The following is a 13,689-nucleotide window of genomic DNA, read 5'->3' as shown; positions in this document are numbered from 1 at the left end:
CGGTACGTTTGCCTCCGTCGCGGGGTGGAGGCGACTCATCCCTGCGGACTACGGCCCGGGTTCAGCGGGCGATCCAGGTTGCCCGTGCCGCGCCGAGCAACGACCCGTCCGGGCCGTACAGACTGGTGTGCACGAGCGCCTTGCGCCCATCGACGCGCAGCAACGCCCCGGTCACCACGCACTCGTCGCCCGGCCCGGGTAGCGCCGTGACCACGGCGGCGATCCGGCCCAACAGGTACGGGCGACCGGGCGCGAGCACCGCCCAACCGCCGGGGCAGTCCAGCGCCGCCCAGACCGTGGCCTCGCTGACCTGCTCGGGTGCCCGGAACGGCGCCGCGGTCCGCCCATCGGGCAGCCGGCCAGGAAAGATCCGCAACCCGTCCGCCCGCTGCGGCCCACAGACGTAACAGCCGGGGAACGGATGCTCGACCAGGCCGGGGAAGTGGGCCGCCGCAGCCACCGCCGTCGCTAGGTCCACCGGCGGTACGACGGCATCGACGACCCCGGCCGGGCGCACCTCGGCCACCAACTCGCCGGACGGGTCACGGACCGCACCGTCGACCAGCGTCAACTCGGTCTCCAGCGGTGGTGGCCGGCGCAGCGTCACCTCGACCGGTTCGCTGCCGCCGGCCTCGGTGGCGAACACTCCCGCGCTCCAGCCGCCGTTGCCGGAACCGGGGGGCCCGTTGTAGCGGGACTCGATGCGCATCGTCGACCTCCGGTGGGCGTGCCGGCGCCTTCGCCGGCCTGCCCGGGCAGCCTCGCACGGTCTTCGCGGGGTGCCGCGAGCGGTCTCGCCGGCCGGCGTTCACCCGATCGACACCGGTGGTCCCCGTGGATGGCAACCCGGGCACCTACACAGATCCCATGGCCGTTCTGCATGCCGCTGGCACATCCCTGAAGACCAGCGGATACACCCTGCTGATCGCCGACGACCCCACCCAGGTCGCGGCCGCGCAACGCCTGCGCCACGAGGTGTTCGCCACCGAGCTCGGCGCCACCCTCCTTCCCGGCGAGGCCGGATTGGACGTGGACCCCTTCGACGCGTACTGCGACCACCTGATCGTCCGCGAGGACAGCACCGGCGAGGTGGTCGGCACCTACCGGCTGCTACCGCCCGGACGCACCGACCAGCGGTACGCCGAGGAGGAGTTCGACCTCTCCGCGCTCGACCCGCTCCGCGACGACCTCGTCGAGGCGGGTCGGTCGTGCGTGCACCCGGACCACCGCTCGGGCGCGGTGATCAATCTGATGTGGGCCGGCATCACCCGGTACCTGCACCTGCGTGGCTCCCGCTGGCTCGGTGGCTGCGCCTCGGTGCCGGTGGCCGACGGTGGGCGGACGGTCGCCGAGGTGTGGAGCCAGGCCCAGGCCCGGCACCTGTCGCCGCCGCCGCTGCGGATCCGCCCACGGCGACCCTGGTTCGCCGAGTCGGCCACGGCTCCCGGCTCGGCCGCCGCCGCGCCGGTGGCCGCTGTCGGACCGGCGGGGCGCGTCGTGGTGCCACCGCTGCTGCGGGGCTACCTCCGGCTCGGCGCGTGGATCTGCGGCGAGCCGGCGTACGACCCCGACTTCGGGTGCGCGGACTTCTACGTGCTCTTCTCCCTGGACCGGATGAACCCGCGCTACCTGCGCCACTTCCTGGGCGGGGAGCAGCGGTGACAACCGGGGCGCACGATCTGTGGCGGCCCTCCTCGGGCTGTGACGACGACTGCCTGCCGGCGGCCGGCGAGGTGCCCACGGTGCCGGTGGCCCGCCGGGTGCTGCGGTTGGTCGCCGCGACCGGAATGCTGGTCGCCGGGGTCGGCCTGGTGCTGCTGCTGCCCGTGCTTCCGACCCGGGAGCGGCAGGCGGCGGTACGCGGCTGGGCCCGGGCGACCACGCGGGCGTTCGGCGTCCGGCTGGTGATCCGGGGTCGGTTGCCCCGGCGGCGGGCGCTGCTGGTCGCCAACCACGTCTCCTGGCTGGACATCCTCGCGGTGCTGGCGGTCGCGCCCACCCGGATGGTCGCGAAGCGGGAGATCCGCTCCTGGCCGCTGGTCGGCCTGCTGGCCGCGGCGGCGGGCACGGTCTTCGTGGACCGGGCCCGGCCGCGGGCACTGCCGACGAGCGTCGGGCGGGTCGCCGAGACGCTGCGCGCCGGCCGGTCGGTGGCGGTCTTTCCGGAGGGTACGACCTGGTGCGCTGGTGACGGCGTTGCCGACTGCCGCCCGGGCGGCGGTTTCCGGCCGGCGATGTTCCAGGCGGCCATCGACGCGGGCAGCCCGGTGGTGCCGCTGCGGCTCGCCTACCGCTGCGAGGCCATCGGCTCCACCACCACGGCAACGGCCTTCCTCGGTGCGGACACCCTGCTGCGCTCGGTGGCCCGGGTGGTCGCGGCGCGGGACATCGTGGTGTCGGTGACGATCGCCGCCGCGCTGCACCCGGCCCGTGCTGCCGACCGGCGGTTGCTGGCCCGGGCGGCCGAGTCGGCCGTACACCTGCTGCCGGCAGGCGGCGTGGCGCGGACCCGCCTGCGTCCGGTGCTGCCCACGGTGACCCCGGCGGTCTCCGTGCCGGTGCCGACATCCGGCCGGGAGCTGGACCTGGCGGCCTGAGGGGAAGCGGGGTCGCGGTCGTCGACCCCGCCCGGCGCAAGAGCGACCAACACGCGACCTGTCTTGTGCTATCGCGATGTATCGCGTTACTGTCCTCCCTGTCAGGCGCGTGTCCGCGCGTCGTCGAGGGGAGGAAACCCATGGCCGGATGGACGGTCGAGAGCCCGCAGCGGCTCACCGTGGACGGCCCGGTCACCCGGCTGGACGTCCGCCTGGTGAGCGGCCGGCTCAACGTGGTCGCCACCGACGGCCCGACCCGGATCGACGTCACCCAGGTCGGTCGCCGGCCGGTCCTGATCGACCACTCCGACGGCCGGCTCACCGTCCGTCAGGAGCGCGGCCACGGCTGGACCGACGTCCTGCGCTGGTTCCGGATGATCCACCGCTACCCCCGGGTGGACGTCTCGCTCGCTGTGCCCGCCGACGTCCTGGCCGACCTGGGGCTGGTCGCGGGCTCGGTGGTCGTCTCCGGTCTGCGCCGGCAGACCGCGGTGCACGTCACCGCCGGTCAGATCACCCTGATGGGCCTGCGCGGCAACACCTCCGCGACGATCACCTCCGGGCCGGTGGAGGCGCTCGGCGTCCGGGGCGACCTCACTCTGGAGACGGTCTCCGGGGAGGTGATCCTCGCCGACAGCGCCGCCGAGCGGGTGCGTGCGCAGACCGTCTCCGGGGCGATCACCTGCGACCTAGACAACCCCCGACGCAGCGAGATCCGGTTGACCACCATCTCGGGCAGCATCACCGTCCGGGTCCGCGAGGACAGCGACCTCGCCGTCCAGATGCACACCGCCTCCGGCCGGATCACCAGCGGCTTTCCGCAGGTCCGCACCTCGACGTTCCCACTGCGCAGCAGCGAGGGAGTGCTCGGTGCCGGCGAAGGTAAGCTCTGGGCTTCCGCGACCTCGGGCAGCATCGCCCTGCTCGCCCGAGCGGTCGACAACGATTCCGAGGAGCTGCCGTGACCGCCGTGTTCAGCCACGGACGGCTCCGGCTCTACCTCCTCAAGCTCCTCGACGACGGCCCGAAGCACGGGTACGAGCTGATCCGCCTTCTGGAGGACCGGTTCCTCGGGCTCTACGCGCCCAGCGCCGGCACCATCTATCCCCGCCTGCAACGGCTGGAGGCCGAGGGACTGGTCAGCCACACCGCTGCCGGCGGCCGCAAGACGTACGACATCACCGACGCCGGCCGTGCCGAGCTGCACCAGCGGGCCGGTGAGCTGACCGAGCTGGAATCGGACATCGCGGCCTCGGTGGCCGACCTCTCCAGCCTTGCCGGCGAGATCCGCAGCGAGGTGCGCGGGTCGGTACGCGACCTCAAACGGGAGCTGAGCGAGGCCACCCGGCAGACCCGGCGTAACCGGTGGGAGGCCCCTGCGGCGCCGCCCCGGCCGACGCCGACCGCCGGGCCGCAGGCCGCGCTGCTCGACGAACTCGACCAGCGGCTGGCCGCGTTCACCGCCGAGGTGGGCCGGCTCGTGCGTGCCCGACAGTTCAGCGAAACCCAGCTGAGCACCGCGATCCGGCTGCTCGACGGCGCCCTGGACGGGCTGCGCCGCCTGCTGCGCTGAGCAGGGTCAAGGGCCCGGCCACGACTCACAGGCATTTTCCAGGAACCATCCAGCGCCGGCGCAGTGACGTCATCGATGATGGGCCCATGCCCGCTACCCAGACCGAGGCGCGACTCCTCGTCGTCGAGGACGACCCCAACATCCTCGAACTGCTCTCCGCGAGCCTGCGGTTCGCGGGCTTCGACGTGGCCACCGCGACCAGTGGGAGCGCGGCGCTCAACGCCGCCAAGGACCACCGGCCCGACCTGGTGGTGCTCGACGTGATGCTTCCGGATCTCGACGGCTTCGAGGTCATCCGGATGCTCCGCGAGGGCGGCACGCGTACGCCTGTGGTCTTCCTGACCGCCCGGGACGCCACCGACGACAAGATCCGTGGGTTGACCCTGGGCGGCGACGACTACGTCACGAAGCCGTTCAGCCTGGAGGAGTTGACCGCCCGGATCCGCGCCGTGCTGCGCCGCACCACGACCGGCGAGCAGGCCCCGTCCCGGCTCACCTTCGCCGACCTGGAGTTGGACGAGGAGACCCACGAGGTGCACCGGGCCGGCCAGCGCGTCCAGCTCTCGCCGACGGAGTTCAAGCTGCTGCGCTACCTGATGCTCAACGCCAACCGGGTGCTGTCCAAGGCGCAGATCCTCGACCACGTCTGGAACTACGACTTCCGTGGCGACGACAACATCGTCGAGTCCTACATCTCCTACCTGCGACGCAAGGTCGACACCACCCAGCCCCGGCTGATCCACACCCTTCGTGGCGTCGGGTACGTGTTGCGCAAGCCGGCGGCGTGAACCGGGTCCAGCAGGCGAAAGGGCGGGTCCGCAGCGTCCCGCTGCGGGTGAAGCTGGTGGCCTCGGTGCTCGCGCTGGTCTCCGGCGCCCTGGTGGTGATCAGCGTCTCGACCGCGTACTTCCTGCACAACTACCTGGTCGACCAGATCGACCTGGAGCTGCGCGACTCGGCGGGCCGCATCCAGTCCCTCACGCTCACGTCGAACGTCGTCTCGCTGCCCAGCGATTACGTGATCGTGCTGACCAGCCCGTCGACAGGCAAGGTGCAGGCCTTCCGGTACGACACGTCCCGCTTCCAGACGGTCGATCTGCCGCCGTGGCCGGACGACGCGGCCGGGTTCGCGGCGCAGGAGCGGGAGCAGGACGGCAAGCCGCGCACCGTCCACGCCCGGGACAGTTCGGTGCGCTGGCGGATGCTCTACACCGAGCTGCCCAACGGCCAGATGGCGGCCATCGGCGAGCACCTGACCGACGTCGACTCCGCCGTCAAGCGGCTGGCCTGGATCGACCTGCTGGTCGGCGGCGCGGTGCTGATCATGTTGGCGTCGGTCGGCGCGGCGATCGTCCGGACCAGCCTCAAACCGCTGGTGGAGATCGAACGCACCGCCGCCGCCATCGCCGGCGGTGATCTGACCCGCCGGGTGCCCGACCCGGAGCAGGGCCAGGAGCATCCCACCTCCGAACTGGGTCGGCTGTCGCGCGCGCTGAACGCGATGCTCACCCAGATCGAGGCGGCGTTCACCGCCAGAGCCGCCTCGGAGACGTCGGCCCGCTGGGCCGAGAGCGCCGCCCGGGACGCCGCCGCCTCCGCCCAGGCGTCGGAGGCGCGGGCCCGGCGCTCCGAGGAGCGGATGCGGCAGTTCGTCGCGGACGCCTCGCACGAGCTGCGGACCCCGTTGACCACCATTCGCGGCTTCGCCGAGCTGTACCGGCAGGGTGCGGCGCGGGCACCGGAGCAGACCGCCGGCCTGCTGCGCCGGATCGAGGACGAGGCGGCCCGGATGGGGCTGCTGGTGGAGGACCTGCTGCTGCTGGCCCGCTTGGATCGGGAGCGGCCGCTGTCGCTGACCCCGGTGGAGCTGCCGGTGCTCGCCTCCGACGCCGTGCACGCCGCCCGGGCCATGGCTCCGGATCGGCGGATCGAGCTGGAGATCGAGCCGGACTCGGGCCCGCTCGTCGTGTCCGCCGACGACGCGCGGCTGCGCCAGGTGATCGGCAACCTGGTCACCAACGCGCTGACCCACACCCCGCCGGACGCCGAGATCCGCGTGCGGTTGCACAGCGAACCGGGCGGTTTCGCCGTGGTGGAGGTCGCCGACACCGGCCCCGGCCTCTCCCCGGAGCAGGCCGAACGGGTCTTCGAACGGTTCTACCGGGCCGACGCGGCACGGACGCGGCGAGCCGACGGCAACACCGGCACCGGGCTCGGCCTGGCCATCGTGGCGGCGCTCGTCGCCGCCCACCACGGCTCGGTCTCGGTGGCCGAGACGCCCGGTGGTGGCGCCACCTTCCGGGTCCGGATCCCGCTGCTGGCACAGATCGACGCGGCGGACGAGTGACTTTCAGCCAACTTCCAGGACGGTTCCAGGTTGATCGCAGTGCGGAGGGAGAAGGTAGTTCCATGACCGAGTTCGAGTCCGACCCGCAGCGCCGGCCGGCCCCCACCGACGCCGAGCCGTCGCACCCCACCGCCGAGCTGCCGCGTGACGAGCGCGCGCAGTCCGACTCCCCGACCACCCCCGTCCAGGTCGTCCCGACCGCCGGTGACGACACGGACGCCACGGCCGTCACGTCCGCCGCGCCCGCCGCTCAGCCGGCCACCCCCCAGCTGACCGGGTACGAGCCGCCGGCGGCCACCCCGTCCGCGCCGCCGTACCCGGTCTCCGGCTACCCGGCGCCCGGCCAGCACGGCTACCCGCAGCCGAACGCCGGCCACCACCCCGGCGCACCCTGGTACGCGGGCCAGCAGTCCGGCTGGGCGGGCGGGGGCCAGCCGGGCGCCTACCCGCAGCACCAGCAGCACACCCAGCACCTCGGCCAGCACGGCCAGCACCTCGGGCAGCAGCCGGGCCAGCCGGTCCCGCCGTGGGGCCCGCAGGTCGCGCCGCCCGGCAGTGGCCCCCGGCCGAGTCGGATCGCCAAGTTCGCCGGAGCGGGCGTCGCGGTGTTCGCCCTGATGCTCGGTTCGGGCGTCGCCGGCGGTGCCCTCGCCCTCGCCCTCGACGGGGACGGCGGCGGCATCACCCGCACCTACTCGGCGGCGCCGGTCATCAACAGCGCCGACCTCCCGAAGATCGCCGCTTCCGTGCAGGACAGCGTCGTCTCGATCACCACCGACAGCGGTGAGGGCTCCGGGGTGGTGCTCAGCGCCGACGGGTACGTGCTGACCAACAACCACGTGGTCGCCAACGCCGCCGGTGGCGCCGTACAGGTGATCTTCGCCGACGGCAAGAAGGCCGACGCGAAGGTCATCGGTACCGACCCGAAGACCGACCTGGCCGTGGTGAAGGCCAACGGGGTCAGCGACCTCAAGCCGGCCAAGTTCGGCGACAGCGACGCCATGCAGGTCGGCGACCAGGTGCTCGCCCTGGGCAGCCCGCTCGGCCTCCAGGGTTCGGTGACCTCCGGCATCCTCAGCGCCCGGGACCGCACCATCCGGGCCGGCGAGGGTCAGCCGCAGGACCCGAGCCAGCAGCAGAGCCAGGCCGTCAGCTCGATCTCCGGTCTGCTCCAGACCGACGCGCCGATCAACCCGGGCAACTCCGGAGGCGCGCTGGTCAACACCCGGGGCGAGGTGATCGGCGTCAACACCGCCATCGCCACCTCCGGGCAGAGCACCGGCAACATCGGCGTCGGGTTCGCCATCCCCAGCAACAAGGCCAAGGACGTCGCGGGCAAGCTCCAGCGCGGCGAGAAGGTCAGCCACCCGTCGCTCGGGGTGGGCGTCAACCAGGCCGAGGGCGGCGGCGCGCTCGTCGCGTCGGTCACCCCGGGCAGCCCGGCCGAGAAGGCCGGCCTCCAGCGTGGCGACGTCGTCACCCGCTTCGGCGACAAGCCGGTCAACGACTCTGACGACCTGGTCGGCGCGGTGCAGGCCGGCAAGGTCGGCGACCGGGTCGAGGTGCAGTTCAAGCGGAACGGCGCCGAGAAGTCGGTAACCGTGACGCTCGCTGAGACGTCCTGACGGACAACTGAACCTGCTTCCTCCCTCTGGCGGCGGGTGGCGGGGCCGAGGGGGTCGGCTCCGTCACCCGCCGCTTCTTTCCGCCCGGCGGCGGTTCACCCGGATCGGGTGAACCGCCGTCACCCCGGTTTCCGGCACGTTCGGCGGGCGAGTCTCGGCGAGGGGGAACCGGGGGTGGGTGCCATGACCGGGGTGGTGGATGTCCGCGAGGACCAGCGGATCCAACGCGACGTCCTGGCGCAGTTGGCCTGGGACGCCCAGCTGCAACCGAACGAGATCGGCGTACGCGTGGACCAGGGAGTGGTCACCCTGACCGGTTTCGTGGACGGTGCCGCTCGCAGTTGGGCCGCGACCCGGTCCGCTCAGCGGGTCCGGGGCGTCCGGGCGGTGGCCGACGAGATCGAGGTGCGGCTGCCCGGTACGCCGGGGCGTACCGACGCCGAGGTTGCCCTCGCCGCGTCCCGGGCGTTGGAGTGGGACAGCTTCGTGCCCGCCGAGCGGCTGGACGTGACAGTGGCCAACGGCTGGCTGATGCTGCGCGGTGAGGTCGAGTTCGGCTGGCAGCGGCGCGCCGCCGAGGGGGAGTTGCGCCGGCTCGACGGCGTACGAGGTCTCACCAACCTGATCGAGGTGCGACCTCCGGCAGCAGCTGTCGCTGACAGGTTGCGACGGGACGTGCAGCGGGCACTGATGCGCACGCTCGGTGCGGAGCGGGTGACCGTCGAGGTGGACGGCGACACGCTCGTCCTCGCCGGGGTGGTCCGATCCTGGTGGGAACGCGAGCAGGTCGAGCGGGTGGCCTGGTCCGCCCCCGGAGTGCGGGCAGTCCACGACCAGATCCTGGTGGGCGGGTGAGCGTCCGCCTTGTCCGGTTTACCGGGGACGTCACTGGGAAATCGCCGCCGACCGTCCGGACCGGCGGTGACGCCGCACCGGGGATCAACGGGGAGGACTCGTGGCCGTGAACCACTCGCCTGCGGGCCGCCCGGAAGAGCGGTCGTTGCGCATCGCGATGGTGGTTCCACCCTGGTTGTCCGTGCCGCCACCCGGCTACGGCGGCCTCGAACAGGTCGTCGCCGCCCTTGTGGACGCGCTCTGCCGGCAGGGGCACGAGGTCACGTTGTTCGGTGCCGGTGACGACCACGGCACGGCGGCCCACGGCTTCGTCTCCACCGTCCCCGAGGTCCAGTACGAGCGGCTCGGCGAGTCACTGCCGGAGCTGGCTCACCTGGCCCGGGTGAATCGGCTGATCACCGCGGCCGACTTCGACGTCATCCACGACCACACCACGATCGGCCCGCTGGTCGCCGGCCGCCGGGCGGTGCCGACGGTCGCGACCGTGCACGGCAACCCCGTGGGGGAGTACGGGGACGTGCTCAGCGATATCGACTCCGGCGTCGCCCTGGTGGCGATCTCGCACGCCCAGCGTCGGCTGAACACCGGCCTGCCCTGGGCCGGCACTGTGCACAACGCGCTGGACATCCGCGGCTTTCCGCGTAAGACCAGACCCGGGACGGGACCGGTGCTGTGGCTGGCCCGCTTCAGCCCGGACAAGGGCCCCGAGGTCGCCATCCGGGCGTGCCGGGAGGCCGGGGTGCCCCTGCTGCTGGCCGGCAAGTGCAACGAGCCGGCCGAGCGCCGCTACTACGAGCAGGTCGTCGCGCCGCTGGTCGACGAGAACGTGACAGTGGTGCTCAACGCCGGCCGCGCGGAGACGCTGCGGATGCTCGTCGACGCCCGTTGCCTGATCATGCCGATCCAGTGGGACGAGCCGTTCGGCATGGTGATGCTGGAGGCGATGGCGACCGGCACACCGGTGGTCGCCCTCAACCGGGGGGCCGTGCCGGAGCTGATCCGGCCGGGGCTGACCGGGCTGGTCTGTGAACGGCCGGAGGAACTGGCCGCGGCGGTGCTCGCGGCGGAGCGGCTAGACCCGGAGGACTGCGTGGCGCACGTCGCGGAGAACTTCTCGGTCGAGCGGATGGCGGACGGCTACGCGGCGATCTTCCGACGCTTCGCCACCGGCCGGTACGACATCCGCGAATCGGCCCGGGTCCCGGCCCGCTGACCCGCCCACCCCGGCGTGTCCGCGCGGTCAGACCTCGGCACCGCCCAGCTCCACGATGGCGGCGTCGAGCCGAGACGCGTACGCCGGACTGATGCCGCCCTCGCCGAGGCGGACCGCGACCTTCTCGCGCAGCCGGGCCACCGGTGGCGCCAGCTCGTCGCGGCCGGAGCTGACCGCAGCGGTCAGGTTGCGCAGCTCGTTGCGCAGGTCGAGACCCACGTCGTCGCGGATCTCCCCGGCGCCCAGCCCGGCGCTGATCAGCCCGTCGACCCGGTTGGCGGCCTCGACGAGGGTGCCCGGATTCGAGGTGGGCGAGCCGGTGCTCGGCTTCGTCGGCGGCGGGGACGCGCTCGGCTGGGACGACCCGGGGACCGGCCTGTCGCTCGGCGGGGTGGTCGCCGGGACGACGGAGGGCTGCGTCCGGGGTGTCGGCTCATCCTCGGGCAGAAATGCCACTCCGGCCAGCGTCACACCGACGGCCAGGACGAGCAGCAGCACCAGCCGTCGACGGGACCAGACCGAACCGGCGGCTGTCCCTCCCGCCGCTGCTGGCACGGCGGCCGGCTGCTGCGGCAGGGGCTGGGTGGGCACCCGGATGGTCGCGGCCGGGGGATCGGGAGGCAGCAACTGGTCGCGCAGCACGGCGGCGACCTGCCGTGCGGTCGGCCGGTCGGCCGGGTTGCGGGCGAGGCTGCGCAGGCAGATCCGGGCCACCGGTGGGGGCAGGTCCGGCAGGTCGGCGAGCGTGGGCGGCGGGCCGTCGGCCAGCGCGGCGCTGAGTTGCTCCCAGGTGTCCGCCGGGTAGGGCACCCGGCCGGTGAGGGCCTCGTGCAGCAGCACGCCGAGCGAGTACACGTCGGTGGACGGCTGGGCCGGTGCGCCGTCGAGGCGTTCCGGGGCGACGTACGCCGGCGTGCCGAACGTCTCGCCGTCCTCGTCCTCGTCGGGCGCGCCGATCCGGGTGGCGATGCCGAAGTCGAGCACCTTGACGCCCGTCGCGGTCATCATCACGTTGGCCGGCGTGACGTCCCGGTGCACGATGCCGAGCCGGTGCGCCGCGGCCAGCGCCTCCGCGACCTGGGCACCCACCTCGATCGCCTCGGCCCACGGCAGCGGCCCCTCGGTGAGCCGCAGCTCCAACTCCTCGCCGCTGAGCAGCTCCATGACCACGAACGAGGTGATGGAGCCGTCCGGATCGACCGTCTCGCCGTAGTCGTGCACCGAGGTCAGATGCGGGTGCACCAACTGGGCGGCGGCCCGGGCCTCCTCGCGCACCATGCCCCGGAACCGCGCGTCGGCGGCCAACGAGGGAGCGAGCACCTTGAGCGCGACGAGCCGGTCCAGCACCTCGTCCCGGGCACGCCAGATGACCGACATGCCGCCGGCGCCGATCTGGTCGAGAAGTCGGTATCTGCGAGCCAGTAACCGGCCCGGATGCAGTGCTGCCTTCACCGATCGCACCTGCCTCAGGGGTGGGAGCGGTATCAGGTTGCGCGAATGTCTCCGGCCTGTCAACGCCGTCATCGTCCGCTGTCGACGGGCGGTGCCTGCCGTGCGCCGACCGCCCGGTGCCGGTGGCCGGCAGGTCGGCTGCGCGCCCGTGCCAGGATGAGAGGCATGGCGGCGGGACCGGTGGCATTCGTGCTCGGCGGCGGGGGCGTGCTCGGCGCGGTCGAGGTGGGCATGTTGCGGGCGCTGTTCCGCGCCGGCATCACACCCGACATGGTGCTCGGCACCTCGATCGGCGCGGTGAACGGCGCGCTGGTCGCCGCCGACCCGACGGAGGCGGTGACCGACCGGCTGGTCCGGCTCTGGGCCTCGCCGGAGGCCAGCGAGGTGTACGGCGACTCGGTCGCCCGGCAGTTGCGCCGCTTCGCCGCCCGTACCCACCTGCACTCTCGCCGGCCGTTGCGCCGGCTGCTGGAGACCGAGCTGGGCGTGGACACCACCTTCGCCGACCTGCGGGTGCCGTTCCGCTGCTGCGCCGCGCACATAGAGCGGGCGGCCGAGCACTGGTTCGACAGCGGCCCGGTGGTGCCGGCGGTGCTGGCGTCGGCGTCGGTGCCGGGTCTGCTCCCACCCATGGAGATCGACGGCGCGCACTACGTGGACGGGGGCATCGTCAACTCCATCCCCATCGGCGAGGCGGTGGCAGTGGGCGCCCGCCGGATCTACGTCCTCCAGGTGGGTCGGATCGAACGGGAGCTGACACCGCCCCGCCGGCCGTGGGAGATCGCGCAGGTCGCGTTCGAGATCTCCCGCCGGCACCGCTTCTTCCGGGAGATGGCGGCACTGCCCGAGGGGGTGGAGGTGCACGTCCTGCCGACCGGAGGGCTGAACCCCCGCGACGACACACCGTGGGCGTACCGGGACATGGCGGCGGTGGGGCGGCGGATCAGCCGGGCGTACACCGCCTCGCGGCGCTACCTCGCCACCCATCTGGAGCGATGATGCCGCTGCCCCCCAGGTGGCTGCGTCGGTTGCTGTTCGCCCCCGCCGTGGTGGCGCTCGCCTTCGTCGTGGTCACCACGTTGCCGATCTGGGCGCTGCTCGCCGCCGCCGTGTCCCCGCTGTTCCCGGGTCGGTTGCGTCCGCTGCGGCTGCTCTGGATCGGCTGCGTCTACCTGGTCTGGGATGCCGCCGCGCTGCTCGCGCTGTTCCTGCTCTGGGTCGTCTCCGGCTTCGGCTGGCGGACCCGGTCCCCGGCCTTCCAGCGCGCACACTACGTGCTGGCCGGCTGGTTCCTGCGGGTGCTGTTCTGGCAGGCCGGCTGGGCCCTGCGGTTGCGCATCGACGTGGTGGGCACCGACCCGGACACGGCGCTGCCCGGCCGGCCCGAGTTGGTGCTCTGCCGGCACGCCGGGCCGGGCGACTCGTTCATCCTGATCCACGGGCTGGTCAACTGGTTCAACCGGGAGCCACGGATCGTCCTCAAGGACACCCTCCAGTGGGACCCGGCGATCGACGTGCTGCTCAACCGGCTGCCCAACCGGTTCATCGCGCCGACGCCGGAGCGCGGCGAGGAGACCGTACGCCAGGTCGGGCACCTGGCCGCCGGCCTGGACGACAACGACGCGTTCGTGATCTTCCCTGAGGGCGGCAACTTCACCCCCAAGCGACGACTGCGTGCCATCGCCCGGCTGCGTTCCCTCGGGCTGGAACGGATGGCGCTGCGCGCCGAGCGGATGCGTCACGTGCTCGCCCCGCAGCCCGGCGGAATGCTCGCCGCGCTGGACGCCGCCCCGGACGCCGGGGTCATCTTCGTCGCCCACACCGGGTTGGACCGGATGCTCACCGTCGCCGACGTCTGGCGGGAACTGCCCATGGACAAGCGGATCGTGATGCGGTTCTGGTCGGTGCCACCGGAGGAGGTGCCGGCCGGGCGGCAGGAACGCATCGACTGGCTCTTCGACTGGTGGGCGCGGATCGATGCCTGGATCGCGTCTAATCGGTGAGCGCGAGGAGTGCAGCGCAGCGGA

At 73.0% G+C, this 13,689-nt stretch carries 13 protein-coding genes; 11 read left to right on the top strand and 2 right to left on the bottom strand.

Features of this window, described 5'->3' with window-relative positions; genetic code table 11:
* Positions 1 to 61: 61 nt before the first annotated feature.
* Positions 62 to 709, bottom strand: coding sequence for a hypothetical protein (locus GA0070619_RS23065; RefSeq protein ID WP_088949986.1), 648 nt, complete (start codon positions 707 to 709; stop codon positions 62 to 64).
* A gap of 158 nt (positions 710 to 867) precedes the next feature.
* Between GA0070619_RS23065 and GA0070619_RS23060 the strand changes: the two genes are divergently transcribed.
* The 9 genes from GA0070619_RS23060 (at position 868) to GA0070619_RS23020 (ending at position 10,210) form a co-directional block, all read left to right on the top strand.
* Complete coding sequence (locus GA0070619_RS23060; RefSeq protein ID WP_088949985.1) at positions 868 to 1,662, top strand: GNAT family N-acetyltransferase; 795 nt, start codon at positions 868 to 870, stop codon at positions 1,660 to 1,662.
* Positions 1,659 to 2,597 carry a lysophospholipid acyltransferase family protein gene (locus GA0070619_RS23055; protein WP_088949984.1) on the top strand — a complete coding sequence of 313 codons (939 nt, stop codon included), beginning with the start codon at positions 1,659 to 1,661 and terminating at the stop codon, positions 2,595 to 2,597. Before GA0070619_RS23060 ends, GA0070619_RS23055 begins: the two co-directional genes overlap by 4 nt.
* 140 nt (positions 2,598 to 2,737) lie before the next feature.
* Entirely contained in the window at positions 2,738 to 3,562 is an 825-nt protein-coding gene (locus GA0070619_RS23050) for a DUF4097 family beta strand repeat-containing protein (RefSeq protein ID WP_088949983.1), read from the top strand.
* Entirely contained in the window at positions 3,559 to 4,170 is a 612-nt protein-coding gene (locus GA0070619_RS23045) for a PadR family transcriptional regulator (protein WP_088949982.1), read from the top strand. Before GA0070619_RS23050 ends, GA0070619_RS23045 begins: the two co-directional genes overlap by 4 nt.
* 86 nt (positions 4,171 to 4,256) lie before the next feature.
* On the top strand, positions 4,257 to 4,958 hold the full coding sequence (locus GA0070619_RS23040; RefSeq protein WP_030336721.1) for a response regulator transcription factor: 702 nt from the start codon (positions 4,257 to 4,259) through the stop codon (positions 4,956 to 4,958).
* Positions 4,955 to 6,517, top strand: coding sequence for a sensor histidine kinase (locus GA0070619_RS23035; RefSeq protein WP_088949981.1), 1,563 nt, complete (start codon positions 4,955 to 4,957; stop codon positions 6,515 to 6,517). Before GA0070619_RS23040 ends, GA0070619_RS23035 begins: the two co-directional genes overlap by 4 nt.
* A 62-nt stretch (positions 6,518 to 6,579) precedes the next feature.
* A complete protein-coding gene (locus GA0070619_RS23030; RefSeq protein ID WP_088949980.1) occupies positions 6,580 to 8,142 on the top strand; it encodes a trypsin-like peptidase domain-containing protein in 1,563 nt (520 codons plus the stop codon).
* A gap of 183 nt (positions 8,143 to 8,325) precedes the next feature.
* A complete protein-coding gene (locus GA0070619_RS23025; RefSeq protein WP_088951992.1) occupies positions 8,326 to 8,997 on the top strand; it encodes a BON domain-containing protein in 672 nt (223 codons plus the stop codon).
* Positions 8,998 to 9,154: 157 nt separating this feature from the next.
* A complete protein-coding gene (locus GA0070619_RS23020) occupies positions 9,155 to 10,210 on the top strand; it encodes a glycosyltransferase family 4 protein (protein ID WP_088949979.1) in 1,056 nt (351 codons plus the stop codon).
* Between the two features lie 27 nt (positions 10,211 to 10,237).
* Here GA0070619_RS23020 and GA0070619_RS23015 read toward each other — a convergent pair whose 3' ends face one another.
* Positions 10,238 to 11,662: a serine/threonine-protein kinase gene (locus GA0070619_RS23015; protein WP_231927133.1), complete on the bottom strand. Its 1,425-nt coding sequence runs from the start codon at positions 11,660 to 11,662 to the stop codon at positions 10,238 to 10,240.
* Positions 11,663 to 11,827: 165 nt separating this feature from the next.
* Here GA0070619_RS23015 and GA0070619_RS23010 point away from each other — a divergent pair, with 165 nt between their 5' ends.
* Positions 11,828 to 12,661: a patatin-like phospholipase family protein gene (locus GA0070619_RS23010; protein WP_088949977.1), complete on the top strand. Its 834-nt coding sequence runs from the start codon at positions 11,828 to 11,830 to the stop codon at positions 12,659 to 12,661.
* Entirely contained in the window at positions 12,661 to 13,665 is a 1,005-nt protein-coding gene (locus tag GA0070619_RS23005) for a 1-acyl-sn-glycerol-3-phosphate acyltransferase (RefSeq protein WP_088949976.1), read from the top strand. The genes GA0070619_RS23010 and GA0070619_RS23005 overlap by 1 nt, the downstream gene beginning before the upstream one ends.
* Positions 13,666 to 13,689: the final 24 nt, after the last annotated feature.

The organism is Micromonospora zamorensis (assembly GCF_900090275.1).
GTDB lineage: Bacteria > Actinomycetota > Actinomycetes > Mycobacteriales > Micromonosporaceae > Micromonospora > Micromonospora zamorensis.
Note: the sequence above shows the minus strand (reverse complement) of the source record. Positions and strands in the feature narration are given on the sequence as shown.